The organism is Microcoleus vaginatus PCC 9802 (assembly GCA_022701275.1).
Classification (GTDB): domain Bacteria; phylum Cyanobacteriota; class Cyanobacteriia; order Cyanobacteriales; family Microcoleaceae; genus Microcoleus; species Microcoleus vaginatus_A.
In genome coordinates, this window is sequence record CP031740.1 from 2,336,141 (window position 1) to 2,361,488 (window position 25,348).

Sequence of the window (25,348 nt, forward strand, 5' to 3'; positions counted from 1 at the left end):
CACTTCGTCGGCTGGAGTTCCTGCCGCGTCGGTGTCGGTGGTGGCCTCTGCTTCTGTCTGCAGCGGGATCGGATAAGTACCGCCGCCTTTAACTGTGAAAAATGGATCGATATCAGCCGCGCCTGTTGTTCCAGTGCGGTTAACTTTTGTGGCGGGGATTATGTCGCCCAGAGCGTCCCCGATTTCAGCAATTGACAGATAACTAGGAAAGGTAAAAGATAGTTTCCGCCGTGTTCCTTTCGCCGTTTTTCTGCCAGTAACTAGGAAAACTGTGCGCGCGTTTGGTTTGCCGCTTGCAAGATAAGTCCGCTTGCCTTCTGGGACTGTGATTTCTCCTTCTGTCCCGTCCGGCTTGGTGTATGCGCGAGTGTAGCCAGCGCGATCGACTAAATCGTCTAGGTTTGGTACGTATTGCTTCGTGTCGATGTCTAGAAATTTGGCAACTCTAGGAATGCAGCTGCAGGTAGTGCGATAAAAATCGGTGCCCGTGCCTGTCTGGCCTTTATCCTTATATTTATAGTCATTTCAAATAAATCTGAGACAAATGCAAGATGATGTAAAATCAAGAAAAATTGTTAACTCGGAGCCGAAAAATGGCATACAGTCTAGATTTAAGAAAAAGAGTAGTGGATTATGTGGAAAATGGAGGGGGTATAACTAAAGCCGCCGCCCTGTTTAAAGTAGGAAGAGCAACAATATACAGATGGCTAGGGAGGGAAGACCTTCGAGCCACTAAGGTAGAACACCGTGAGCGAAAGATAGACTGGGAAGCGCTCAGAAAAGATGTAGAAGAAAATCCCGAAGCAAGATTAATAGAAAGAGCAAGGAAATTCGGGGTGAGAGCGAGTGCCATATGCTATGCCTTAAAGAAAATGAAAATTACGAGAAAAAAAAAGAATATCGTTATAGAGAAAGGAATAGAGAAGAAAGAATACAATACTACCAAACACTGAGAAATTTAATTAAAGCTCATGGGAGTAAAAGCCTTGTATTTATTGATGAGTCAGGGTTTGAAGAGTTTCATGCTTGTGTTTATGCGTGGTCAAAAAAAGGAAAAAAAGTATATGGGGATAGACAAGGAAAACGCGGAAAGAGAGAAAATTTAGTAGCAGGAAGAAGAAAAGGAAACAAGGACTTGATTGCACCTATGGTCTTTACAGGGAGCTTGAATGCAGAAAGTTTTGAAGGGTGGTTAGCTTTATATTTATTGCCATCTTTAACAATACCATCAATATTAATCATGGATAATGCACCGATTCATCGTAAGACAGCAATTAGACTGCTGGTGGAGGAAGCAGGCCATCAGATACTTTTTTTACCAAAATACTCTCCTGACTTAAATGATATTGAGCATGATTTTAGTGCATTAAAGAGAGCTATAATGTATTCGCATTCTGCCACATCTCTTGATGAGATTATTCGCGCTTATTGTGCAACTTAGTGTCTCATTTTTATTTGAAATAACTATAACAAGAAAGCTAGTTCGAGCCATAATGATTCTGACTGGGGTCTTAAGGTTTTGTTTGGTAACTTCACCTTAAGTTTTCCCTTTCAAGCTGTCAACCTCTAAAACCTTTGTCTGGCGAGGGTTTCAGTTATAAAATATTTTGCGGAGGCCTAGGGTTCCGCAAAATATTTTATAGATGGATTTTGCAGAATGTAAATTTTTGTTAAGCCCGAGTTAACCCAGAGGTTTTATCCCCGGTGGCTCTCTGTCAGGCCACAAATCAATTTCGATCCGCTGTTCTTCCCAGATGTTGCCTGCTATATCTTCTCTACCTTGCAAGTCAGCCGCTCGCCTCTTCCAAGTAAGCACCGCTTTGCATGGGTAAACAAGATAGGGTAATGAGCGCCGCCGGGGTGTCGGGTTAATATAGCCAGAGTCACGGGCACCGTTAGGCAATATTTCAGCAGTTGAGAGCACCAACAACTCCTTAATCTTTTGTAGACCTTCGTTTTCTGTGCTTGCATAACACTGCATCTGACGACCATTGTTAAGCCTCGCGGTAACGAGTCGTTGGCCGCTGGTGTACTGTTTGGCGGCCAATTTTATTTCGTCCCACGTTAGACCACGCTTGATATCAGGAATTGTGATTTCACGACAGCGTGCTCTTTTCCCGCTCGGCATTTTCCACGGCGGCGCTGTTTTTTCTCGAAATTCGATAAATAATTGCCGCTCTTGAACGCCCGGAGTAATGTAATCATCTGTCGGGGTTCCATTAATCAGAACTCCGACATCACGGTTATCTAACATTTGATGTGTTGCTAGAACGCTAACAATTGTTGGCCTCAATACCGCTTCAGAACCAGTTAATATGATCCGCTCGTCCGGCGCGCTGCGGTCAGGGGTAATTTCCACAGTCCGATCGGGCCCGAGTACAGAGTTATCTTGCATCGCTTGTTGAGCAAGAAAGGCATCAATACCACCTGCGACGGCAAAACCTGCTTCTATACAAGCCTCTGAACCTTCTTCGAGCATTTCCTCTGTGAAGTTTCGCCAGAAAGCGTCGGGGATTTTTTCGATGGTTTCCTCTACTGCTTTGGCGATCGTCCAAGATTCGCCGCTTCCCCAGTTGTCGATTGTTTTGGAGCCTAGTACAGCCCGCAGTCCTTGCCCAAAAACATTATTTGGGTCTTTGAGTGCGCGGCGCACATCTTTGTACAACCACAAGAAAGTCGCTTGAGTCCCCATGCGAAAGCCTGCATTGATAACCTCACTAGCAGCGTCTAGCATTTCATCTAGCGCTTGCTCGCCAACTTCTTTCAGCAAGTGCGTGCCCAGCGACTGATTGAAACTAAAAACTGTGGCGGCCGGCACTACTCCGCAGCCGAGCCAGCCGATCGCCCGACCGACAGCGCCACCCAAAATTCCTCCAAAAGAATTCCAAAGTCCTTGAATTTGTTTATCGATTGCAGTATCACTAATATTCCAGTTGAAGTTATAAATAAACTGCACGCCGGATACTATCCAACTCCAAAGCTTTGTAAAGCTAAAAGAAATTACACTGGCAATTCCTGAAATCAAAAAATTGCCAAAACGGATAGCACCATTTATTACCGTCTCAAGAAAACCGCCGTTGTTTTGAGTTGTAATCGCGCTGGCTGACCAAGTTCTGATCAGGTTTCCACCCGTTGAACTTGACCGAATTTTTCGCGATGCCAAATCCTTAAGAATCATCCCTATTTTAGGAATTGCTGAAACAGTTGGCATTAGTTATCATCCCCAGCTTGTGAAATGTTATCGCCAATTTGTCGAATCCTTGGGCGACGGTCGGGCGTCTTTCCGTAGGGGTTTTGTATATCTGTAATCCCCGTCGTGTTTGTAAATCCGCTTTCTGCACTGTCAAGGAAGTCTTCAAAGTTTTGGGCGGGGTTCGGCTTTTCCTCGCCGTCTGTTGGCTTAGTGGGATTTTTAATGGAATTTGCCAAGTCAAGACTGCCTTTCAATATCCCCAATAGTTGAGATTTTGTATCTTTTTTGGTGTCAATTCTTTGCCAATGCACCGCACGAATTACAGCAGCAGCTTGCAACAAATCTAAAAGGATATCGCGTAACGTTTCTTTTTCCGTGTAATCCAATCCCTTTAAGTGGATTTCAGACTCTGCGATCAATTCATGTATTGTTTCGGCACCCGGAGTAAAACATGAAGGCACGGTAACATCTATTTCCGTGCTTTTAAAAGCCATGTATTTGATGATTGACTTCGAGGCTAAGTAACCTTTAATTGCCTCTTGCCTAGCCAGCCCCGACTCTACTAGGTTCTTTGTTGTAATAGCAATTAGGGCGTCGAGATTTGTAGTCACTGACAATAATTGACCTTCCATCTCCGCGACAGATTCTGCTAAGTTTGGAAATTTAACAGACTTGCCCTGATCGCCTTCTTTCGTTAAATCAGAATCCTTGACGTTTATTTGTATTTCCCATTGTCCCCAGCGTTCATCATCGCGCCTAAATTGCCAGTCAAGCAAACCCACTAAATCTGTAATCGGTTCCTGTAGTGGCTCTGCGGGTTCCTCTCCCTCGTTCGGCACTTCTTGAATGATAGTTGAAGGAAGCTCACCCGGAAATCTAGCAAGCCCTAATTTTGTATAAATTGCTCTTAGAAACTTTAGGTTTTCTTGACAACAAGTATCCAATTCTTTTCTCCTTGGTGGTGGGTTGGGAAAAGGAGCGAGGGAAGGAGGAAGAGGTGTAATATGCTTTGGTAACGTTGGATCAGTGTTGTTGCGACTGCAAGGGATTTCATAAGCTGAAATATCCCATATTTGATTAGCGGGTCGAGTATTGGCAATATGATTTTTCAGGTAATCGCCAGTACCTGTTAACATGAAAGGCGCTAACAACCTATCGAAGTATTGAAAACTTTGAGGAGAAATTATTATTTGTGGGCCCCCATCAAGTACGCCCCATGCTTTAAAATTAGCGCTAAATTTATTGTAATTTGCAGAAAAAGGATCTCTAGAGCCATTAGGATCAGGCGGCTCATGATAGTCAATAAAAGCGGGAGTTCTACTATAAGGAATCTCTTGATAAGACGCGTAAAACAAAGGAGTTTGTTGAGTCCAATTACCACCACCATAAGGGCTGCTAGGTGAAGATTGACTTATGAATTTAAGGGCGTTTTTATGTACTATATCCCACGTATAAATAGCAAGTGAGGCTGTATGCCACAAAATCACTAAGTGATAACATTTGTTATCTTCGAGCAAGGGTACTATCTGATCGTGCGAAAAAGCAATGCCCGGTATTGAGGGAGTTGGAGATATTGGGGTTGTCGGCTCTTCTTTTTTAGGAAATCCAAATCCGAGGCTTATTTCTACGGGGGTAAATGGAATTTGCAACGTAAACTCAACGCCTACATCTCCCTCTGATGAGGAAACATTAATTCCTAATCCTCCAATCTCTCCCCCAATACTTCCCCCTATAACTTCGCCTGTATTTGTATTAATCTTTACGCCCCCACCGACTCCTAAAAAGCCGCCGGGAACCTCTGCACTGCCGCTGATAGAAATACTATTTTTATTGGGGTCTTCAGCGTTCGTTTCGCCGCTGACATTGACAGCAAGCGGCGACACATCGACGCTCACGCCGCCAGTTACGGAAACGCCCCCAATATTTGCAACTTCTTGAGTGACGCCAATTCCTCCACTCGTTGCTGACGGTCGCGCCTTTCGCCCCATATCAACGCCGCTGTCCTTGCCGAGGTCGATTCCACTCGCCCCCCTGGTAGCGCTTGGTGATAGCCCTGACTTGCGACTGACTCTGCTAGACATAACTAGCTTCAACTCCTGAGAGGCGAGAGGGGCCGCCATCTGCGATCGCCCAAAGTTCCCCCGTCAACGTTTGCTCGGTCAGGTTGCCGCCGCCGTTGCGAGCAAGAAAAATGCCGCTGCCGACAGCGACGCTCGAATTGCCAGCAATCCAGATATCGGTGTTGCCAGTATTGGTGGCATAGAGGATGGCGCGGTTTTGGTTTGCTGTTCGGAATCGTGTAGGTGCTGCTGAAGGGATTTCGATGCCGTAGGGCAAGCCAGCGCCGATCGTCCTAATTTGTGGTTTGGCAATTAGGTCGAGATTAAATCTAAAATCTCCCTCTAAATTGATATAGTCGCCATTTCCGAGAACTCCATGCCCGTAATTAATAATAGAAATTCCAAGCCGATCGTCGGGGCTTAGTAACTTTAGTTGATTAATCGTTAGGTAGGGAATCGTGAAAGGAATTGTTGTTTCCCTTCCCTTGTTCTGAAGCCGTGCGGTTGCTAGAGTTGACCACGCGCCTGTTCCCTTGCGAGCGTGAAAACTCAGACCTACAAACGGATAATCCTTTTCAATAGCAAGCATTGCAGCGATTTTTTCAGCCGCCGACATTTCAGGGTAAATATCTGGATAAGGTGCCTCTTGATAGGATGGCAAGTAAATTGCGCCGCTCAAGGCTTCTAGATAAAAACTTTTGCCTAAGTAATAGGAAGCAGACAACAGATCATATTCAGCAAAAGCATTAGCGCAATTGAGAATTTCAATAATTCCCGTTCCGTCGGCGCTTGTGATACTTCGCCTAAAAGTCCTTGTGTTCCCAAGTTGATTTTCAGCCATCAGGTTAAGTACACCTTTCCTTCGATTACACTGCCGCCACCGGGTAAGCTAATTACTTCTATGGGGAATTCCATCAAAGCGGTGAATGTTGCGTTAGTACCCCCGCTCGCTGCGAGTGTATGGGTGCAGCGGGTGATTACATTTTTGTTATCAGGATTGCGCGATTTATCGAGTTCAATGAGCTTGAGGGCGATGACAGCCTCCATTGCCGCTTGAGCGAGGTTAGGGGCGCTGCTGCCACCCGTGCCACTGGTAAAAGTTGAACCTGTCAAATAATGAGTTGCGTTGTAACTTGTACTGCCACCTACTGCGTTGCTGGCTGTTACGTTTAACAGCAAGTCAATGGCCGCTGTTTTAGTGGATAGATTGGCGGTAATTGTTATGCGATCGGTTCTTTCAGCGACTCGCGTTAAATTATTTTCCTCCTGCTCCAAGAGTGCCAAAATTCCGTATACATACCGCTCCTTGCTTGCTGGGCCGGTAGGGTTGGCGTGAGAGGTTCCTGAAACCGAAGCGCCGGAACCCGAAGTGTGATCCGCCATAAATGATTTAATATAATTCTTACTTCTCAAGTTTAAGTAAGATTAGAAGGCGGCTTGGTAGGCTTTTAAATTCTTAAGAAGTTGCTGAAATAGATAAATTACCAACCTTCCCAAATTTAAAGACAACGTGACACCAACAGTTTGGGGCGCTAGAATAAAAACAGCAACTAAATGGTTGCTGTTTTTACGGTATTTACAGGGAAATAGCAACTGTGAAACTTTTAAGACTAGGACAAGCTACGCCGCTTTGTCACTCGACTTTTAACCAAATCAGCAACCATTTTGTAACAGATGTTTACAGATTATTCTTAGGAATTGCGTGGTACACTGGGGAAAGACCAGGCGCGATATTAAAAATGGATGTTAACCACATCTACCAAAACCCTGTAACACGTCAACCGCGCGAAAAAGTTATCTATCCGGCTGCTAATCGCAAGGACAAACAAACGCGCGAACTAGACATCAACTGGAATCTTAAATTACTACTAAAGGCTTACCAGCCGCCGGAATCAGGCTTTTTATTCCCTTCTTTGTATCGCGCTGATAAGCATTTGAGTTCCCAAGCTGTAGATAAAGCTTTTAGGCGGGCGGTTAAGAAAGCTGGCTTAGAGCATCAAGGATTCTCGCTTTATTCGGCGCGGCGCGGGTTCATCACTCGGTTAAATGAGCAAGGATGCGATATTAAATTAATTCAACGCGCAACAGGTCACAGAAGTCTATCTTCATTGGTGCGCTATATCGAAGTGTCAGAAGCTCAACTCAAAAATGCAATTGATAATTTTTAAATTATGACTTTAGTTAATTTAAGCCCCAGCGCTGTCGCCGTTAATATTGCCGAGGATATCCAAGGCGCTGATACCGTAACGGCTGTCAGTGCGCTTTCAACTGTAACCGTGGCTCTGGCGGCTAATGCTTCAAGGGCTTATTATTCGATTTTTAATGCTGGCACTCAAACAGTTTATTTAAGAGAAAATGCGACGGTATCTGCAACGCTCTACAAGCATCCTATCCCTCCGAACCATTTACTAGAGCGAGAGTTTACAGGGACGCGCTACACGGGGGTAGTTAGCGTGATAACCGCGAGCGGAACTTCTAACTTAATGGTTGCCGAAAGCTCGATCGTTCCCTAACTATGAGTAAGATCACAAATCTCGGCCCGCCTGTAGCGTTGACTGATTCTGATATTCCAACGTCGATCGCCCGCGACGCTGAAGTAGCGACCCAAATAGCCGCACACGTAGCCGCGTCCAGTCCCCACGGCGCGCAAAATTTCACCCTTTCCACCAAGGCAATAGGACTAAGTTTAGGCATCATTCAAAGTAGTAACCCTGTTAATACTTGTGGCTTTGAAGTGCAAGCCACTAATAGCGATAGTGCCGCTTTTCTATCTTTTCACCGTCCCGGGTTTTTTGGCTGTCATATGGGCTTGTCTGCTGATAATCAACTAAAGATTGGCGGCTGGTCATATGGCACCGCTTCCTACAATATTTGGCACCAGGCTTACGGAACGCCTGTCTGGCAAACCCCCAGCGATGCGACCCTCAAAGAAAATATTCGGCCGATTCCTTCAGCACTACAGTTGATTCTTGAGTGCAAACCCGTAAGCTTTCGTTATAACAAAATTATTCGCAATCAAAAAGATTTTTTTGGCGATACTTTTCAGAGAGATAAAATTCATTACGGCTTTTTGGCTGACGAAGTACCACTACAGGATCTAGTCAGTCGGCGAGAGAATGGTTTTTTAGGATTAGATTATTTAGAATTCATTCCTTTTCTATGTCGTGCCATTCAAGAGATGCACGTTCAGATTACTGAGCTAAAGACACAGCTTAAGGATGCCTAATCAAGCGCTACCTACGAAGCGTAGCGGCAATTTCGGCGGGGGGGATTCCTGCTGCTAATTGCGATCGCACTTCGGCAACTTTCGCCTGGGCGATCGGGGAGTCGGTGTTGCCGCCCCTGATGTGAATGTGTCTTACTCGGCTGCCTTCTTTGTAAGACAGTCGGTAATACTCGCCGCTGCGGGCCGTGCCACGTGGGCGGTAAATCGAAACTGCATTGAGTGCTAAATACTCACCCTCGCCGGGGGGATTTGATTCTGTAACCGCAGGCTCAACAGGAGTTACAGAATCATCAGCGGGCGGGGGTGTTGATTCTGTAACGGCAGGCTCAACCGGGGTTACAGAATCAATTTTCTCGGTGGGGGCGAGGGCGAGCCTCACTTCTTCGGGGTGCAGGTAATCCCACTGGCTCGCGAACGGATTCCAAAATTTGAGCAGTCCGTTGCTGGGATCGACTGCGTGGATTTTATAGGTGTGCCCACATTTGACGTGTTTTGCGATCGTCGGCACTTTGCAAATTTTCACCCAATCGCCGGGCTTGTAAAAACTACCGATTTCTGCAGCAGTAGTATCAAAGAGTGAAAGTTGAGCGCTAACCATCTCTGTTGTAAGCTCCATCCCTTGTGCAGCCTGAAGTTTTTTCTATTTCCACAAGTTGCAAATCGGGAAATATGCAGCGCAGTTTGTCGTTGATGTAATCCAATTCCCAGCCCTCTATCTGGAGTTTTGGTTCACCGGGACAGTGAGCGCTGGTTTTAGTAAAATCCACTCCCTGCTGCTTGAGGTTTCTCTCGCAGATTTTGATGTACTCGTTAATCAGGCCGGTGAATTCAATAAATGTGTGGCAGTTGGTGGCAATCGCTTCACGGTAGTAGTTGTTTGCCGCAATCTTCATTGCCTCCAATATCTCCTCTGGGGTTTGGGGGGAGTCTGGGAGTTCTTTTCTAGCTCCTCCCAACAGAGATACAGCTTCCTCTTTCGTCAACATTGATTCCTCCACATTTGGTGTCTAGTGTTGGTCTAGTAGCCGATCGCCCTTCACGACCGATCGCCCGTTTACATATCGAGTTCAAAACCTTCTCTCTCCAGATTCCGCTGGAGCTGGTACATCATCGCAGCACCGGCAGCTAAAGTTTTGGGGTCAATATCTTCATCGCCCGCCATAACTTCCGCCCTCTTGTAGCCAGTGCAGCGGCAGCCGAGGTTTTGCAGAAATCTGTCGCAGAATTCCTCGCACTGTTGCCAAGGTTCCTCCTCGACTCCCTCCGGCACCATAATGTCGGCTTCTGGATTCCAGCCGAGTTCTAGCACTTTGTAAGTTTCGGAATTTTCGCTAAACAGGTTTTGCAATTGTCGCGCTGTGTCGATCGCAATCTTGGTAAATTCATCATCCACAATGCCGGGGTGACGAGTTGCCAGTTGAATGTGGCTGATAATTGCGATCGCTGCTAGCGGTGGAAGTAATACCGTTGCGGGCGGCAAGTCCTGCATCGCGTTCATTTCGTCGGTGTATTTCTTTAGGTCGGGAGGTTTCATTGTGTCTACAAGTTGTTTACAAATTGTCTACAGCCGATCGCCCTTCACGACCGATCGACAGATTGTCTTACTGGTGACTTACAGCATCCCTGACTTCTCTAGATTGGTTGTCTAGTAGCAGCCGATCGCACTTCGAGCCCGCTCGCTCTCAGGGCAAAGGTAAGAACTTCGAGTAAAACCAGCTTAATCGGAATAATAAAAGTCGGAAAAATCCCGGAGCAAACGTTTGAGGCTTCTTTGGTTAATAGGAAGCGCTACATTGAGCGAGCAATGACCTTCCCATTGATTGCTAAAATTCAAACCCAAAGTTAAGGCAGCCATAATCAAACATCCATTGGAGATGTAAGAACTTCGTACAGGAGAAAGCTCAAGTTTTTCCTGAGTACGACGCCACCAATTTTCGGCTCCGTGCTTGTATCCGTAACTAGAGTGACGCCTGTTAAGCGTTTTAGTAAATTCAAGTCGCGAAAGCCAATAGCGAGAACGGTAGACCTGATCCAAGTAGTCCTCATTCTTCCATTGGTTTACATTCCAAGTGGTGTTTGTAATCCGCATTGAGGAGCAATGCCTCAGCCAAGACAATTCGTTATCGAAATATCCGTGATAATTTGACCAAGGATGCTTCTTTGCTGCCGCTCGTACTTTTATCCATTCGGAACGAAAGTCGATTGCTGGCAAAAAAGGAAAGTCATATTCACTGAGATATTTTGTGGTCATGTTACCTCGCTACTAATTGAATTTCTTCAGGTCGGGAGTTTTCACTGTGTCTACAAATTGTCTACAGCCGATCGCCCTTCACGACCGATCGGCAGATTGTCTTACTGTCTTACTGGTGACTTACAGCATCCCTGAACTGCTTGCCTGCTGAAAATGCAGGAATTGTAGTTGCTGGAATTTCCATCTTCTCCCCGGTCTTGGGGTTGCGGCATTCCCTAGCTTTCCGCTCTCTCGCTTCCCAAGAGCCGAAACCTACCAGAGTTACTTTCTCGCCACCGGAGACAGTTTCCATAATTACCTCGAAGCCGGCACTTAACACGGCATCTGCCTGCTTTTTCGTTACGCTGGCCTTTTCTGCTACTGCATCAATTAATTGTCCTTTGTTCATAAGTGCGATCGCCCCTAACGACTAATAACTAATGACTAATATCTAACGCAAAACCAGCACCCGAGGGCGACATTTTGAGCAAATGCGGGCGACTCTTGCTAGTTCAGCAAAATACCAAGTCCAAATCGCTGCACAGGAGGCTAACTAAGCGCTGTTGTTTAACACAATTGGGATATACCTTAAATCCACCGTCCTCTGCTTCAATTTCAATGTCACAAGAGCGAAAAGCATTGATCACATAATTGATAATTTCTGGATCACGCTCTTCTGGGCCCATGAAACATATGTTCGTTAGGCGATCGCCTCTAGTGAATAGTTTTTCTAGTGCAGTTAATGCTTCCAAGGCTTCATCGCAGCAATTGAATGTTCTCATGTGTCTTCGCAAGCTACTAGCGGTTGTGCCGGTCCAGTTTGACAATATAGAGAAGCTGTCGCGAGCTAAATCGCCAAACGGACTATCTTCTTCTAGGTAAGTTCTCAAAAAAGCCCGAAAACTTTTAGTTTCATTCGTTGCCATACGTCTGCTTCACTTAATTCGTTATTAACGCAGTAATGCAAAACCAGCACTCCTTGTGGGGGCGCTGGTTTCTGTTGCGATTATTCTGCGAGGTTTTCCCCGCCGTTAGTGGTGGATGACTGTGTTTGTTGCTGTTGCCGCTGCGCTTCTTGCCAGCGGCGCATCTCTTGCTGTTGCTGCTGCTGCAACTCCTTCAGTTTGATTAAGTTATCGAGCTTTTGCTTATATTCTTCAGCTTCTGAACGATACCAAACGATGCACTCCTGCGACTTGACCCACTGCTTTCTAGCATCGTCGATTAGCTGGTCAATAACTCCCCCAAAGGGGTCGAAATCTCCAATTCCCTCCGTGCCAATTTCTCGATCAAGTGTGAGGGACTGACCCCCAACCCGTGCGCCAACTCCCGAAAGAGCCTCGCCCCCGTCGGCGTGAGAGTAAACATCTTGTTTTTCTTCAGTTCGCCATACTCCAACTGTTGAGCCTTCTTGACTTTGACCATGTTCTTGATGATTCATAACGTCTTCCTTAAGAGATTAGCAAAGTCACATATGCGATGTTGACATTTACACATATGTGACTTTATGATAGACCAAAGTCACGTATGTGACAAGATTGCAGAGTTCACCCCTGATGTTGGCGGGTGGGTAACTCCCACCCTTTCCCCTTATGCACTACACGCTCGAAGAACTGAAACAGAAAAACCTCAAGGAACTGAAGGAAATCGGCTATCAGCTCAACGTACTCCCGGAGGACGATCGGCGGTATGCCCGGAACTGGGTTAAGGCACTCGTTGGCAAACAGCCCCCGCTGCTGCAACTGCTGGAAGCTTCCCCGGTGGCGGAAGAAGTCGAACCAGTCCAGGAGCCGATCGAAATTCAAGCCCAGGAGTCGCCACTAGAATCCAATTTTGGCCGCATCGTCTACCCCAAACCGGCCACTAAGCCGATCGCACAAAATGCAGAAACTCAACCCCAACTCGCCAGAACAGAAGGTGCTGATGTACATCACCGGCGCTCTCATCCCGCCCAATCAGTTCGAGATAGCAATGGCGCTCAAGCTGAAGCACTGGGAAGCGAAGAAGGCGATCGAGTTCTGGCAGTGGCAGGGAATCATCAAGCAGGTCGAGGGGGAGTTTTACCCGATCAGTCAACTCAATTAACCACCCTCACAGAAGGCGAACGCCCGCCCAACCGTGGCGACAACGGCCGCGACAGACTCGAAAATGAGGCAAAAGTGAGCCAAAGTGCGATCGTACAAGCGGCCAAAAATTCCCCCGGTGTTTGCTGCTACTGCACGTCTCCCGAATACGCTTCGCTTCGCAATCAATCGTATCGGTGTTATGTCTGCGAACCTGAGACTTCGCCGCTTACTCTTTCCCCTAAATTCCTCGCCACCTACCCGCCCTACTTCGGGGATGTTCACTACAAAGCAGAGGAAGACACCGGACAACTCAACTTACTCGAACCGGTGACAGACGACGAACCGCCTGACCCCGACGATTTCCCCGGCATCGATGCGTTCCGCGAGGCGATGGCTCGCTGGGATGCCGAAAACGCCGAAGCCCTGACTATATCTATGGATTCGATGTGTGAGTGGGCACCGTGTCCTGATGAGTGGTACGAGCCAGAAGCCGGAATTATGCCGCTAAAACCTTCCTCCATGCACGAAAGTTCCAGCACTTCCCAATTCCTGATTCCTGTTTTTGATGCTTGGTGCGATCGCACAAACCGACAAATCGACACCGACGAACCGCCCGACACAGGGATTTTTGCTCGGTTGCCCAAGCCCAAACCTCCCAGCTTTCCGCCGATGGCGAGTGCTTTAAAGCAAATCGCATACCAATCACACACCAGTCACATACCAGTCACATACCAAACAGGTACTTGTCGCGTCGCCGCTGGCAGCAGTCAGCCCGGGCGAGCTCCTCCGGGAGGTGATGCTATGTAGCAGCTATTTGCTTTTTACAAGCGTTTTGAACTTTATCACCCTTCTGAATCTGAACAGCGCGATCGTCTTTGATACTTTTGGCGATCGCTTCCTCCCTACCAATTACCCAAAATTAAAACCATGACAACTCATCTATCAATCACCATCCCCGTTTATAAAAAAGACCGCTGGGATAGAACTGAACGCGACGGAAAACTTGAGGTTAGCAGCGATGTAGATTCCTTGTCAGAGGGCTATGAGGCGTTAAAGCAACAGTTAGACCAACTGCTGGCAGAGTTAGACGCTCAAAACCGTTTAGCCGAAAATGCCCTCGTGCTAGACCATCAAATCCAGCAAAAAGCCTACACTCTCAAGCGCCTCACCGACGACATAGAGCGAGCAACTCAGCATTACAACGACTTGAAAGTATTGTTAAAAGCCTTGGGAATTGACCCTCAGCAATCTCGCTTAACTTTTGATAAAGATCTGCTGTTAAATGCAGCATCCGTCGCAGAAGTTGAAGTGGTTACAAGCAAGCTAGGCGACGAATTTTAAAACAATGCAACTCACTCTAGATTCTGATTTTTCAGACGAGTGCTGGCAACCCCCAGAAGCGGAATTTCAGCCGCTTCTGGACTTCGAGAACGAAATTCTCGACCAAGCACCCTATAACGATATTTCACTCCTTACCCAGCGGATCAAGCGCAGTTTTCTCGACTACGTGCGCCAAGGCATCATGCTTGACGCCGTGCGCCGTTACCGTCTCTATAAACGGCAATACCGCGACTTTGCCGAATACTGCAAGCTCGCACTCGGGCGATCACACTTCTACTGCAAGCGCATAATTCAAGCGGCCCAAATCTGCCTGCACTTAATCAAATCCAAATTTAAAATCCTTCCGACCTCAGTTGCTCAAGCCTTGCCGTTGGTGAAATTTGCTCAAGTGGACGAGTACGGACAAACCCAATTAGAGGAAAAATGGCAGACCGTGCTTGACGGACTCCCCCCGCAGTTAATCACAGCGGCCAAAATTCAAGAAGCCCTAGACGAGAACCCAGAGGACAGAGCCAAGCAAGTCCGCATTGGTGGCAAAGCCTACCAACTGTTGCAACAGAAAGCACTAGCAGCAGGCATGGCAGTTAGTAAGTATCTCGAAATGCTTATTGGCGCTACCGAACCGCCCGACGATGAACCCGACGACGTGGAGCCGACAGAACTGACACCCGAAAAAGAGGAAATTTGCGATCGGGCTGAAGCCTTCGCCCGTCGCCAAAAGCCAAAACGTGTAGCAGGTTTTGGGAGCAAGAATCTATCAACTTGCCCTCAAAAAGCTATCGGTTCCCCCATTAGATCGGACAAATCGTCCGACTCATCCTAGTTTTTAAAAAAATGACAAACGAAACAAACGAGGCTGCCAAATACCCGACTGTCAGGCCTGAAATTACAGCAGAGACAATCGCCCTCGACTGCCAACTCACCGATTTAATCCTTAAATGCCAAGGCAACGCCCGCGAGCTCGACGAACTAGCAGGAATGCTTGACGCCCACCTAAGGTGTTGCGAAGAAGCCCGGGATTCACTCATGGGATTTAACACCGAACACCCGGAACCGTTAGACATGACAGATTTACCCGCCGACCAACAGCGGCTTATTTTAGAATCCGCAGTTTTCGGGGGATTAGCGATGCAAACATTGCAAAATCTAACCGATAAAGACGTTGCATTTTTAATGGAACGACTATCGGAGGGAGTAAAAACAATTACGGGAAAACTGAACGATAAACAAGTGACGGAAAGCTTGCAAAATTACTTAGAGATGCACGAGCAAAATACAGTCAAATTAGTATTTTATTCGAGTATTCAGCCAGCCGACAACAACTAAAAAAAACAAGCGACTAATTCATAACTTTAGTCGCTCGCATCCAAGCTATCTGACTATTTCACCACAATTCATATACCAATCTATCATGAAAACTCAATCCCAAAGCAAACGAGTCGCCGAGCTAATCGAATCAGCAAAGCAGCGATTCGGCGACTTTAGCGAAGCTAAAAAGCAAGAAATCTTCCTCACAATCAAAGAAGCCAAAGCACGGGGATTGCTGCGAAAACAGCCCCCCGACCGCTGCTTAAGTGAGTATGTCAACGCGGCGAATCATCTCCTAAGAAGCTACGCAACGGATGAATTCACCGCCGCACTCAACCGCAACCTTGACTATATATACGTTTACGTCGCCCTCGTCAGTACCAACTCGATCACCGTTACCGCCTGACGAGCGCCGCTCGGAATCAGCGGCCGAAACTCCCCTTAATAAGGGGAAGTCGCGGATCGATTCCAACCCGACCGCCGATTAAACAGGTTGTGGTTTAGGGCTTTCAGGGTGAACCAAGCTGTTATGGCTTTTTTTCGTTCATAAGCTCAGTCACAACCTAGTTAATTGTTTTATCTCGCGCACTTAGAAGCTTTAAGAGTGAAGTAGGCTCATTTTGTGGCCTTTGGGTGATTCATAAGCTACTGCTGCGGGATTTGGAAACCTCACCTACAAAAATTAAATGCTGCAAATTATTGGGCTAGATATCAGTAAAGCCTCAGTTTCCGCTTGCCTAATTTTAGGAAAAGTGGACGAGCCAAAGGAATTTTACTATCACTACAACTTCCACAAATTCAACGCTACAGCGCATGGAATTTCAGAATTGCTCGCCCTAATCGGAGTCGAAAATTTAGCCAGCACGATCGCAATAATGGAGCCCACGGGCATCAATTACCAAATCCTTTGGGGAACCCAACTCGCCCGCGCCGGGGTAGAAGTGCGCTTAGTCGGTCACAAGGAATTAAGAAGTTTTCGCGAGCATCACCTATCGCTGCCGGACAAAGACGACGACGCCGACGCGCTGGCACTGGCGATTTATGGTTGGGATTATCAAACTAACCCACGTCGGTTTGTGCAAATGCGCGATCGCACAATCGTAGAGATTCGCCGCCTAGTCCTGCGGCTCGCGCACCTCAACCGCATACAAAGCCCCATTATTAATAGGGCAAGGCAAGATTTGGCTTGGCAATTCCCAGAAGCGGCACTGATTAAATCGCTGCGGTCTGGCGAGAAAGTGCCGCTGCTTTGGGGATGGCTTTGCAGCCAGCGGCAGTCTGTAAAATACGATCTACTTTATGAGCGGTCGATCGGACTGGGAATCACGGATGAAGTCCGCCGCCACGCCGCCCGAATTTGCGATTTGCAGCGAGAAGAAATGGCGATCGAGTTTGAGCTTTCCAAATTGGTGGGCGAGGCGCAGTTCTTGCCCTACCGCAAAGTTTTTGCCCGATTCGGTTTTGGTCGCAGAGTCGAGGCGCTGTTACTTTCCCAAATCTTCCCAATCGAAAATTATCTTGCTGCCGACGGCAAACCCGATGTCAAAATTCGCACTGGTCGGCGATCGGGCAAACCTACCAAGCGGCATTTGTCTCTTCGGAGGTTTTGCAAAGCCCTGGGCTACGCGCCATCCCAGGAAAGTAGTGGCGACTTGCAAAAGTCTAAAGTTGTCGGCGGCAGTGATTTGTGCCGGAAAGCCTTATGGCAGTGGGTTTTTACTAGACTTGAAGTTCAACGCTGCCGTATGGCTAACAACATCGGCGATCGGTTGGGGGAAATCATGGATGCAGAAAAACTCAGCGGCCGGCCGGTGCGACTTGTGCGATCGCGCGTGGCAGCAAAAGCAGTCAAGCTGCTGTTTAAAGAATTGGTTCGCGAGCTTGTTCGCTCCCAAAGCCCAAACCAAAAATTACTAGAGTGAACGAAACTCCTGCATCCTCCCACACAGGCAGCTCAGAAGCCGGATGATGCCGAAACCAGGGGTCGGTTTCTTCGTATTCCTCGGGAAGTGCTATCCAGGTTTGAATGCCATGCAGGATGGCTTCTTTGCTGCGCTCGTCGTCAGGCGTGCGTTCGGAGTGGACAATGCCTCGCCCTGCTGTCATCCAATTCACCGCACCGGGACGGATTTCTTGAACGCTGCCGACACTATCACGATGCAGCAAAACCCCTTCAAACAGGTAGGTGACGGTTGCTAAGTTGATGTGCGGGTGCGGCCTGACATCCACGCCCCGGCCGGGTGGAAACACCGCAGGGCCCAGATGGTCAAAAAAGATGAACGGGCCTACCAGTGCTAGAACGTCTGAGGGAAGCAAGCGACGGGCTTGGAATCCACCCAAATCTTGAATGTGTGGCTCAATGAGATGCTGGATGGTATCCGTCATAATGTTTATGAAGTTGCGATCGCTAATTGTCTATGTCAAAAGCGCATTATACAAAAACCTATCCTGGTAGAGGGCGATCGCAATATCAGTGACTGGTCTAAACTTTCCCAATCGAAAGCTGTTGTAGAGTGTCGAGTTCTCAACGAGCTTTCTGCTTACGAGACGATGGAGAGTTCATCACTGACTTGAATCCGACCTTTGACCAGGGAGCGAATCAGACGATCGAGTGAGCCACGTTCTTCTTCACTGATGGACTCATCAAGGATGGCGGCCATCATGCCGTAGCGGTCAGCTTTGGTAACGCGGTGAGTATCCGTGACAGTGGCAATTAATTCGTTGATAGCGCCGGGGAGAAGATTAACTGGAGACATGGGATTATTTTGAACTCGACACCTTAATCATCTCGTGGTTTCTTCTAAGAGCAAGTGATGGTGCTGGTTTTTTTCCGTGATAATACTGAAAATATTGGGTGAACCAAGTCCGTGTTACCAGTGATCGAAGTCACAACATTGAAACCAATGCAGCGGTGGAAAAATTACAACCCACCTTCCGCCCTTTGACTATCACACCGTGATAATTTTCGTCTTTCACGAGTCTGAACTTCCTGCTGTGCAAAAGTTTCAGACCTTCATAGGAAGAACTGCCCCTTCTTCAACTAATTCTCAACAAGTAACGACTGTTGACTTTTTATTTCCTCAAAATTGATGCAAACCTCATGGCTTGGGCAAAAATACCTGAATGTGAGAGTCATATCAAATCCGCCCATGATCGGAATTATTCATCTGTCTTCCCTTCCTCTGTATCCTCTGCGTCCTCTGTGGTTTAATCATTCCGATATAACCGGAATTGATATCCAAGGGCCGGACGTGGGGTGTAAGACACCAGAAAAATAATAATTTGGCACACTAAGTACGCAAGAGTAGGTATTAGGTCTCTTGACGACAGGAAATCAGCTTTTCCGAGTTAACGTTTCTCTGCTTCGCCAATGAGGGTAAAAGCGGCCCAATCTACAGGATTAGGATGTTTGACCAATGTCACCAGCATGGCCTTCCGCAGCGCTTGGGCAATATCAGGCGTTAGCTGCATCTGCCGATAAAATTCCGCCATCAAGTCGGCTGTTGATTGGTCGGTTACTGACCACAGAGAAACTACAACACTCGGAACGCCTGCTGCAATAAACGAGCGCGATAAACCAATGATGCCATCACCTGTAATACGACCGCGACCCGTATTGCAAGCACTCAAAACGACGAGTTCGGCATTCAACCTCAAATTGAAAATTTCGCTAGCAGTGAGTAAACCACTGTCACCCTTGCTTGGAGCAAGTGCGATGACTCCAGGTACCCCCAATCCCTCCACGTCATCCAGGATGCCGTGAGTTGCTAAATGCACGATGCGCGATCGCTCTATTTGCTGTAAAACTGCTAATTTTGTCGCTTTGTCGCCTGTAAGCGGTTCAGCATTCAAAAGCTGAGCAATCGCGATCGCCTCGGTTTCAGCGTGTGGGAGTGAGGACAGTTGTTGAGGAGGTTGGTTCGTCGTAAAGGCAACACTTGGCATGGTAGGATTCCCAACGACTAGCGCACCTTTTCCTGAAGCAAGCTGTTGCTGTTTCTTGGTTAAAGACAGCACTTGAATTGAAGGTGCTGTTAAAATAGTATGTTTTTCTATCAAGTAGTTTCCCGAACTATCTTGCAACGCCGCAAAGGGAACTAAGAACAAAGATTCATGAGGAATAAAGGTAATTCGCGACGCTGGATCTTGAGGTAGAAGGTCAGCAATTGGTTCGATCAGTAGTTGATAAAGCTCTTGCAATGACGGGTATAAAAATCGTTGCTCGCCAATAGGCATGGTTCCGGTGGGATTTGTAGCTGGTTGGGATAGCTGCTTGTTTTCCAGGCAACTGGGAATGAAGCAACGACCTTGAGTAATCAAGGCTTTTAATGAAGTTTGTTCCTCAACCAAACGTTTCAAACTGATGCGACGAAATTCTATTTTTCCGGTCGGCTGCATTACCCAGATATAAAGTTCTGAATCTTGCAGCTTTCTTTGGCCATCAGCTTCTCCAACTTCTTTGATAATCGAGTAAGAAACTAAAGTAGAATTTTGTTCTTTAGCAATTTGCTGAATTTCCTGGATGTCGAGCGGTTTTATTTGAGTTTCCGATGACTTTAGGGTAGCCTGTCCTGACTGGGAAGAAAAACGGTTGGTCAATAATCTAACAAAAGCTTGCGCCCGTCCCCGCTCTGTTATTTCTAGCGCTTTCTTAGGCTGATTTTGATTAGCAAGCACTTCTTGCAATGTACTATAACTTGTTTCTTGGGTTTCAAAAATTGAAACTAAATTGAGGTCGTTATTTTCTAAATTTGACCGCAGAGATTCCCAAATTTCAATGGCTGAAAATAAAACTTTGATAGCTTCTGCTGGTTGCTTTGCTTTGTATAAAGCGTCACCTAAATTTGTGAGTGCGCGGCCTTCAGCGTGGCGATCGCTCAGTTCTCTGGCAATGGCTAAACTTTGTTGGTGAGACTCAATCGCTTGACGATAATTTTTGACAGCATAGTAAGCAATTCCTAAATTCTCTAGAACACGACCTTGAACGAAACGATCGCCCAGTGCTGAGGCGATCGCTAAACTTTGTTTGTGATCATCAATTGCTTTGGCATAATCGGTTAGGGAATAGTGTACTAATCCCAAATTGCTCAAAGCAAGAGCTTCGCCTCGGCGATCGCGCTGCTGTTTAGCGATCGCTAAACTTTGCTCTTGATATTCAACTGCCTTTTTATAGTCTTTTTGGGCATAGTAAAGTAATCCCAAATTTCTCAGAACACTGGCCTCTAAATCAGCGGATTTTAGGGAATGCGCTACTTCCAAACTTTGCTGGTAGTATTCGATTGCTTTTTTATAATTGCCAATCGCGCCGTAAGCAGCCCCCAAACCAATAAAAGCTTGTCCCTTTCCCAATAAATCGGCCCTGGATTCAGCTTGTGCTAAGCGCTGCTGGTGGTAAGAAATTGCTTTTTCATAATCTCCGATCGCGTAGTAAGTCGCGCCTAGATTGTTGAGCGCGTAGCCTTCCCTAGCGGGATCGCGGGAGAGTCTCGCCAGCTCTAAATTTTGCTGGTAGCAGGCGATCGCTTTGCTGTAGTCTTTTGGCGCAGTCTGGAGAGGCAATCCTGGTTGCTGCCCCAGTAATTGTTCCTCAGTTAAGCATTGAGCGGCACTCGGTGTCAGGCTTGCTAAATTTTGCGGTTCGCGATTTCGATCGCCATTAAGCTGGCTCAATTGTTGAGCGGCAAGGGTATTAGGATTTCCTGGCTGTGTATTAGAGACTTGCACTGAGACAGGTACAGTGGCTGCCGCAGTTGGTATTGCATCTGAGTTTGCAAGCGTTGGTACGAGTGGTGTGATGGTTGGGAGACGTAATGGTTCTGGCACGCCCCTTTCTGCGGGCAGCGTAGGAGCTAACCCAGAGGAAGGAAATTCTAATGGTTCTACCACGCCCATTTCTGGTGGCAGCGTGGGAGTTAACCCAAGGGTAGGGGTAGGAGTAGGAGTATCTGGTTGCGATACACCTGAGCCTAGAGGTGCGATCGCAGGGAATTGAATCGCAGGTGGTGCGAGTGCTGCGAGTGCTGGTGGTTCTGGGGGTACGCTGGGAGCATACCCACCACTCCCAAAGCCGAGACCTCGCCACATATCTAATGGTGGACTGCCCAAAACAAGGGTAGGATCGGTCAGAGATATTAATCGGCTGCCACTGGTATCAATGCTGTTGGGGTCATTACTGCTAGTAGCGAGGCGAATCGTACCCTCATAGCTGAGGATAGTACCGGGAGCGATCGCGCCCAAGGCTTGCAAAGTGATGTTTCCATCTGGTATACCCATCGGAGCGACAGAGGTGAGGAAGCTGTTTTTGGCATTAATACTGCCATCAGAGCTAAGCAAATTGATGTTGCCCCCTCCAGAAAGGATAGAACCCGCTACAGTCATGTCTTCGTAGGAGCGGAGTAGAATATTACCGCCAACTCCTGCGCTCGTGCTCGAATCTATTCTGTCTCCGGTGGTGCTAAGACTGGATTCTGCTTCAAGGAGAATCGCGCTACCCCCAGAAGTTATGTTGCCTACAGTAGTTAAACGACCCCCCCTAATCTCAATATTGCCACCCCTCCCTTGGGCAGATGTAGAATTTAAAGCGCCAATATCGAGCGTGATTCCCCCAAGTGGCTCATTCCGAAAACCAATCGCGCTATCGCCGGAAATAATATCTCTGACACTAACATCGGTTCCATAAATCTCGATTGCGCCACCTTTCCCCGTGCTGGAACTTGAATTTATTACCCCACTGACGTTGACTTCGCCTAGGATCGATAACTCGATCGAGCCACCTCCAGAAATGACATTTCCAAGAGTTACAGGCCCTGCATTTACTTTGATCTGGCCTCCAACTCCACCGCTATAGCTGGAATTTAGGGTACTATTGCCAGCGTTAAAGCCGGCGCTTTCGCTCAACACATAAATGCGACCGCCACCGGAGGTTATATTACCAGTCACAATGTCACCCCCAGTATCACCCCCACCAGCTTTGAGTTTGATCGCGCCTCCCACTCCTCTGTTAGAACTCGAATCAAAATTTCTGGCGCTGATGCTGCTGTTGTTGAAGCTGAGACTATTGAGGCTGATACTGCCACCGTTTGAGGCAATGTTGCCGGCTGCAATGCTACCAAATGCCACAAGCCCTACATCGCCACCTGCACTGCCGCTGCCAGAGTTGAGCTCGCCGACGCCGATCGCACCTGCTTGACTGCTGAGGGTAATGTTGCCACCGCTAGAGACAATATTTCCCGTTGCTATATTCCCGTAAGCATTGAGAGAGATGTTACCCCCTCCGCTGCTACCAGTCGCGTTCAGAGTGCTGGCACCGGTGTCGATCGCACCTCGATTGCTAAGCAAGCTGATCTCGGCTGCCGTGATTCCGCTAGTGTCGATGTTGCCGGCACTGATGTTGCCTTCTCCATAAAGGGTGACTTTGCCTCCGTTTCCAAGGAAGCTAGAGGTTGTAATTCCACCCGCGGCGATCGCGTTTGTCCCATATAGGAAAATTGACCCACCGTTACCGACAATCGAGGAAGCGTTCAAGGTGCTGGCGCTCGTATTAATGCTTCCCCCCGTGCTGTAGAGGGTAATATTGCCGGCATTGCCCGTTAAAGTGGAAGTATTCAGGTTTTCCACTGCGATGTCCCCGGACGCTACCAGCGCCAGATCTCCGCCATTTGAAGTAATGGATGCTGCTTGAATGCTGTTTGCAGCGCCTAAAAAAACTGAACCTGCGATCGCGATATTGCCAACTTGAATGCTGGCAGGTGAAGAACTGGCGGGTGCTAGAGTGCTGTTTCCAGCGAGGGGAGTGGGTAGGTTGCCAGCCGTTAAAACCAACTGCGGTCGATCGCTAGATGCGGAAGTGATAGCGAGATCGCCGACTGCGATCGCGCCTTCGGCTTGCACTCCCAGAGAAGCGCCTGCGTAATTACCAAAAGAGACGTTTCCGCCTGAGACGATCGTAGAACCGCCTGAACTTGCCAAGTTGCCGGGGCTACCTTGAAGTGTGGCAATTGAGAAATCGCTGCCAGCTCTGAAGAGGGCATCACCGGATACAGTACCGTTACTGGTAAGTGTGATGCGGCCGTCAGCGCTCAGTAAGCTTTGGGAGTGATTGCGCGCCTGGATGTCTATTTGGCGATCGCCCTGTACGGCTAGGTTTCCACCCGCATTAGTAACAAAAGAGTTAGCCGCGCTGTCGCGGATACGGACAATTTCCCCCGCTTGCAATTTCAAGTCCCCGGTTGTTTGTAGTTGCCTGTTTGCTAGGGTCAGGTTACGCGCGGCTGACACTGTAGCCGTTTGAGCAGACACTGCTACTTTTTGGTTCGCACCTGTTACCTGAGTATCGGCGATCGCCACATCGCCAGCTTCTACCCGCAAGTCTGAATTTGTGAGCTGTACGCTTCCGTCGCTGTTAACTGTAACGCCTGTAGCGTTGTTGCTACCTCCTGTGAGCAGTTGGGACAGGGTGAGGGGACTCAACGGCACAGAAGCAGAATCTAGATTAGAAGAGGGGGAAATTTCTAAACTCAGCAGATGCCCTGCTTGAGAAATGCGGACTAAGTTTTCTCCGGGCACCGATGCGATCGCAATTTGCCCGGACGGTGCTGACAAAGTACCGGGGCTGAAAACTGTTCCGCCTATTAAAGCTAGCGTTTGCCCGTTAGGTACGCGCAGTTGACCGAAATTTGCGATCGCCCCTGGCTGAGCTGTACCAAAATTTAAAATGCTTGGCGTTCCTATCAGCATAGCGTATTCATTAACGCCAACTGCCTGAAACCAATTGTTGCCAAATCCGATGCCGGTTGCTGTCGTTGCCAAGAAGGAACCAGGCACGTTGAGTTGAGCGTTAGAACCAAAAACAATCCCCGCCGGATTCATCAAAAATAAGTTAGAACTACCGCCTATTACTTGAATTAAACCGTTAATATAAGAAGCATCGCCACCCACAACTCGCCCTAAAATGTTGCGGATATTTGGCTGAGAAATAAAGTTAACAATTTGACCGTCTTTGAGTCCAAACTGCTGAAAGCTATGAAAGAGATTAGTGCCGTCTTTTGAGAGCTGTCCCCCGTTGATGTTAAATTGATTGCCGGAGGCATTAACAGCAGTTCCTGTGCCATCGGGAGACGGAGTAATTGGCTGTCCTGTAGCGGCAGGTGAGAACAATAATAAACCTAAAGATACCACCCAAGTACAAGTCAACAGTTGCTGTTGATATCTTTGAGTTATTCTTGTTCTAATCATTAGACTTCTCCGTAAAATAAATTCTTTGCTGAGTGCGCTTAAATTATAATAAAACTTTTTCCTCAAAAAACATGAGTCGAGTTTAAGCTAAGCACGTTAAACAGTGCGCTCGTAGCTCAACTGGCGAACGTTTATAGAATTCATTTGATATCTAAGCGGCTGCAAGCCCGATCGGCATCAGCCTAATAACAATAGTCCGGAGAGTTTTTAGTTCCTAGTCTGAAATCCTTGATTTTTCCTTGGTAGTTCGATTGCCGAATCGCCTTAAAAGCCATATTCTACGGTTGGTTATCTAAAAACTGTCCGAAGTCTTGTAATAAAACAAAAATTAACCTGGGCACTCGCATCAACCAGAGTTCTCTCAAAATTAGTGACGAGGATTTTGCACGTCTCTATCCAAGCATTTGCCCGTTCTCTTCTCCTACCTTGTCACAACCGGAAAAAACAAGGATTCGAGGATGATCCACTCTTCGTCTGTGAGGCGGGTAGAGTAGGGCATAACTGCTGGATACGAATTTTGCACTCACTTTACTTCAATACAGTAAAAAATGTCAAATGGGTTATATAAAAGCGATCGCCCTTCCCACTCCCCCATCCCCTGAAGCCCGTGAAGCGTAGCTATCCCAGAGGGAATCGCCCTTTTATCCAAAATCAAAATAAGTAGACAGACAAAAAAATTAGTCCGCCTAC

General features: G+C 47.5%; 22 protein-coding genes and 2 pseudogenes. 10 read left to right on the plus strand and 14 right to left on the minus strand.

Annotation, left to right across the window (positions count from 1 at the left end):
• Positions 1 to 593 precede the first annotated feature (593 nt).
• Positions 594 to 1,441, plus strand: a pseudogene (locus tag D0A34_09600) (IS630 family transposase).
• Positions 1,442 to 1,681: 240 nt separating this feature from the next.
• Here D0A34_09600 and D0A34_09605 read toward each other — a convergent pair.
• From D0A34_09605 to D0A34_09620, 4 genes are read right to left on the minus strand one after another with little or no spacing between them, the layout of a single operon-like run.
• On the minus strand, positions 1,682 to 3,211 hold the full coding sequence (locus D0A34_09605) for a hypothetical protein (protein UNU19090.1): 1,530 nt from the start codon (positions 3,209 to 3,211) through the stop codon (positions 1,682 to 1,684).
• A complete protein-coding gene (locus tag D0A34_09610; protein UNU19091.1) occupies positions 3,211 to 5,274 on the minus strand; it encodes a hypothetical protein in 2,064 nt (687 codons plus the stop codon). The genes D0A34_09605 and D0A34_09610 overlap by 1 nt, the downstream gene beginning before the upstream one ends.
• Complete coding sequence (locus D0A34_09615) at positions 5,267 to 6,094, minus strand: hypothetical protein (GenBank protein ID UNU19092.1); 828 nt, start codon at positions 6,092 to 6,094, stop codon at positions 5,267 to 5,269. The genes D0A34_09610 and D0A34_09615 overlap by 8 nt, the downstream gene beginning before the upstream one ends.
• A complete protein-coding gene (locus D0A34_09620; protein ID UNU19093.1) occupies positions 6,094 to 6,636 on the minus strand; it encodes a hypothetical protein in 543 nt (180 codons plus the stop codon). Before D0A34_09620 ends, D0A34_09615 begins: the two co-directional genes overlap by 1 nt.
• A gap of 212 nt (positions 6,637 to 6,848) precedes the next feature.
• Here D0A34_09620 and D0A34_09625 point away from each other — a divergent pair, with 212 nt between their 5' ends.
• Genes D0A34_09625 through D0A34_09635 form a run of 3 tightly spaced genes read left to right on the plus strand, consistent with a single transcriptional unit; the run spans position 6,849 to position 8,479 of the window.
• A complete protein-coding gene (locus tag D0A34_09625) occupies positions 6,849 to 7,421 on the plus strand; it encodes a site-specific integrase (GenBank protein ID UNU19094.1) in 573 nt (190 codons plus the stop codon).
• 3 nt (positions 7,422 to 7,424) lie between these two features.
• Complete coding sequence (locus D0A34_09630; protein UNU19095.1) at positions 7,425 to 7,766, plus strand: hypothetical protein; 342 nt, start codon at positions 7,425 to 7,427, stop codon at positions 7,764 to 7,766.
• A 2-nt stretch (positions 7,767 to 7,768) separates the two neighbouring features.
• On the plus strand, positions 7,769 to 8,479 hold the full coding sequence (locus D0A34_09635; protein UNU19096.1) for a tail fiber domain-containing protein: 711 nt from the start codon (positions 7,769 to 7,771) through the stop codon (positions 8,477 to 8,479).
• A gap of 7 nt (positions 8,480 to 8,486) precedes the next feature.
• Here D0A34_09635 and D0A34_09640 read toward each other — a convergent pair whose 3' ends face one another.
• The 7 genes from D0A34_09640 to D0A34_09670 all read right to left on the minus strand — a co-directional run bounded on the left by D0A34_09640 (position 8,487) and on the right by D0A34_09670 (position 12,150).
• Positions 8,487 to 9,095, minus strand: a complete 609-nt coding sequence (locus D0A34_09640) for a hypothetical protein (GenBank protein ID UNU19097.1) — start codon at positions 9,093 to 9,095, stop codon at positions 8,487 to 8,489.
• A complete protein-coding gene (locus D0A34_09645; protein ID UNU19098.1) occupies positions 9,070 to 9,465 on the minus strand; it encodes a hypothetical protein in 396 nt (131 codons plus the stop codon). The genes D0A34_09640 and D0A34_09645 overlap by 26 nt, the downstream gene beginning before the upstream one ends.
• Before the next feature lie 68 nt (positions 9,466 to 9,533).
• Positions 9,534 to 10,013: a hypothetical protein gene (locus D0A34_09650; protein UNU19099.1), complete on the minus strand. Its 480-nt coding sequence runs from the start codon at positions 10,011 to 10,013 to the stop codon at positions 9,534 to 9,536.
• 183 nt (positions 10,014 to 10,196) lie between these two features.
• Positions 10,197 to 10,730, minus strand: coding sequence for a hypothetical protein (locus tag D0A34_09655; GenBank protein UNU19100.1), 534 nt, complete (start codon positions 10,728 to 10,730; stop codon positions 10,197 to 10,199).
• A gap of 109 nt (positions 10,731 to 10,839) precedes the next feature.
• Positions 10,840 to 11,118 (minus strand): HU family DNA-binding protein, encoded by a 279-nt coding sequence (locus D0A34_09660; GenBank protein ID UNU19101.1) that lies wholly within the window; start codon positions 11,116 to 11,118, stop codon positions 10,840 to 10,842.
• Positions 11,119 to 11,221: 103 nt separating this feature from the next.
• Positions 11,222 to 11,635 (minus strand): hypothetical protein, encoded by a 414-nt coding sequence (locus D0A34_09665; protein ID UNU19102.1) that lies wholly within the window; start codon positions 11,633 to 11,635, stop codon positions 11,222 to 11,224.
• Between the two features lie 80 nt (positions 11,636 to 11,715).
• The gene (locus tag D0A34_09670) at positions 11,716 to 12,150 is read right to left on the minus strand and encodes a hypothetical protein (GenBank protein ID UNU19103.1); all 435 of its coding nucleotides are present in this window, start codon (positions 12,148 to 12,150) and stop codon (positions 11,716 to 11,718) included.
• Between the two features lie 151 nt (positions 12,151 to 12,301).
• On the opposite strand from D0A34_09670, the gene D0A34_09675 reads away from it, so the two are divergent.
• From D0A34_09675 to D0A34_09700, 6 genes are all read left to right on the plus strand, one after another.
• Positions 12,302 to 13,582, plus strand: coding sequence for a hypothetical protein (locus tag D0A34_09675; protein UNU19104.1), 1,281 nt, complete (start codon positions 12,302 to 12,304; stop codon positions 13,580 to 13,582).
• 120 nt (positions 13,583 to 13,702) lie between these two features.
• On the plus strand, positions 13,703 to 14,116 hold the full coding sequence (locus tag D0A34_09680) for a hypothetical protein (protein ID UNU19105.1): 414 nt from the start codon (positions 13,703 to 13,705) through the stop codon (positions 14,114 to 14,116).
• A gap of 4 nt (positions 14,117 to 14,120) precedes the next feature.
• Positions 14,121 to 14,939, plus strand: a complete 819-nt coding sequence (locus D0A34_09685) for a hypothetical protein (protein UNU19106.1) — start codon at positions 14,121 to 14,123, stop codon at positions 14,937 to 14,939.
• 11 nt (positions 14,940 to 14,950) lie between these two features.
• Complete coding sequence (locus D0A34_09690; protein UNU19107.1) at positions 14,951 to 15,442, plus strand: hypothetical protein; 492 nt, start codon at positions 14,951 to 14,953, stop codon at positions 15,440 to 15,442.
• 85 nt (positions 15,443 to 15,527) lie between these two features.
• The gene (locus tag D0A34_09695; protein ID UNU19108.1) at positions 15,528 to 15,830 is read left to right on the plus strand and encodes a hypothetical protein; all 303 of its coding nucleotides are present in this window, start codon (positions 15,528 to 15,530) and stop codon (positions 15,828 to 15,830) included.
• A gap of 280 nt (positions 15,831 to 16,110) precedes the next feature.
• Positions 16,111 to 17,346 (plus strand): IS110 family transposase, encoded by a 1,236-nt coding sequence (locus tag D0A34_09700; GenBank protein ID UNU19109.1) that lies wholly within the window; start codon positions 16,111 to 16,113, stop codon positions 17,344 to 17,346.
• Here the strand turns inward: D0A34_09700 and D0A34_09705 are convergent.
• The 3 genes and pseudogenes from D0A34_09705 to D0A34_09715 form a co-directional block, all read right to left on the minus strand.
• Positions 17,336 to 17,809: pseudogene (locus D0A34_09705) on the minus strand (pirin family protein). The gene D0A34_09700 and the pseudogene D0A34_09705 overlap by 11 nt on opposite strands.
• A gap of 155 nt (positions 17,810 to 17,964) precedes the next feature.
• Positions 17,965 to 18,180, minus strand: a complete 216-nt coding sequence (locus D0A34_09710) for a hypothetical protein (protein UNU19110.1) — start codon at positions 18,178 to 18,180, stop codon at positions 17,965 to 17,967.
• Between the two features lie 592 nt (positions 18,181 to 18,772).
• Complete coding sequence (locus tag D0A34_09715; protein ID UNU19111.1) at positions 18,773 to 24,658, minus strand: CHAT domain-containing protein; 5,886 nt, start codon at positions 24,656 to 24,658, stop codon at positions 18,773 to 18,775.
• Between the last annotated feature and the right edge of the window lie 690 nt (positions 24,659 to 25,348).

Coding starts and splice junctions, on each gene's coding strand:
- D0A34_09605 (UNU19090.1), bottom strand. CDS start 3,211: ATGCCAACTGTTTCAGCAATTCCTAAAATAGGGATGATTCTTAAGGAT.
- D0A34_09610 (UNU19091.1), bottom strand. CDS start 5,274: ATGTCTAGCAGAGTCAGTCGCAAGTCAGGGCTATCACCAAGCGCTACC.
- D0A34_09615 (UNU19092.1), bottom strand. CDS start 6,094: ATGGCTGAAAATCAACTTGGGAACACAAGGACTTTTAGGCGAAGTATC.
- D0A34_09620 (UNU19093.1), bottom strand. CDS start 6,636: ATGGCGGATCACACTTCGGGTTCCGGCGCTTCGGTTTCAGGAACCTCT.
- D0A34_09630 (UNU19095.1), top strand. CDS start 7,425: ATGACTTTAGTTAATTTAAGCCCCAGCGCTGTCGCCGTTAATATTGCC.
- D0A34_09635 (UNU19096.1), top strand. CDS start 7,769: ATGAGTAAGATCACAAATCTCGGCCCGCCTGTAGCGTTGACTGATTCT.
- D0A34_09640 (UNU19097.1), bottom strand. CDS start 9,095: ATGGAGCTTACAACAGAGATGGTTAGCGCTCAACTTTCACTCTTTGAT.
- D0A34_09645 (UNU19098.1), bottom strand. CDS start 9,465: ATGTTGACGAAAGAGGAAGCTGTATCTCTGTTGGGAGGAGCTAGAAAA.
- D0A34_09650 (UNU19099.1), bottom strand. CDS start 10,013: ATGAAACCTCCCGACCTAAAGAAATACACCGACGAAATGAACGCGATG.
- D0A34_09655 (UNU19100.1), bottom strand. CDS start 10,730: ATGACCACAAAATATCTCAGTGAATATGACTTTCCTTTTTTGCCAGCA.
- D0A34_09660 (UNU19101.1), bottom strand. CDS start 11,118: ATGAACAAAGGACAATTAATTGATGCAGTAGCAGAAAAGGCCAGCGTA.
- D0A34_09665 (UNU19102.1), bottom strand. CDS start 11,635: ATGGCAACGAATGAAACTAAAAGTTTTCGGGCTTTTTTGAGAACTTAC.
- D0A34_09670 (UNU19103.1), bottom strand. CDS start 12,150: ATGAATCATCAAGAACATGGTCAAAGTCAAGAAGGCTCAACAGTTGGA.
- D0A34_09675 (UNU19104.1), top strand. CDS start 12,302: ATGCACTACACGCTCGAAGAACTGAAACAGAAAAACCTCAAGGAACTG.
- D0A34_09680 (UNU19105.1), top strand. CDS start 13,703: ATGACAACTCATCTATCAATCACCATCCCCGTTTATAAAAAAGACCGC.
- D0A34_09685 (UNU19106.1), top strand. CDS start 14,121: ATGCAACTCACTCTAGATTCTGATTTTTCAGACGAGTGCTGGCAACCC.
- D0A34_09690 (UNU19107.1), top strand. CDS start 14,951: ATGACAAACGAAACAAACGAGGCTGCCAAATACCCGACTGTCAGGCCT.
- D0A34_09695 (UNU19108.1), top strand. CDS start 15,528: ATGAAAACTCAATCCCAAAGCAAACGAGTCGCCGAGCTAATCGAATCA.
- D0A34_09700 (UNU19109.1), top strand. CDS start 16,111: ATGCTGCAAATTATTGGGCTAGATATCAGTAAAGCCTCAGTTTCCGCT.
- D0A34_09710 (UNU19110.1), bottom strand. CDS start 18,180: ATGTCTCCAGTTAATCTTCTCCCCGGCGCTATCAACGAATTAATTGCC.
- D0A34_09715 (UNU19111.1), bottom strand. CDS start 24,658: ATGATTAGAACAAGAATAACTCAAAGATATCAACAGCAACTGTTGACT.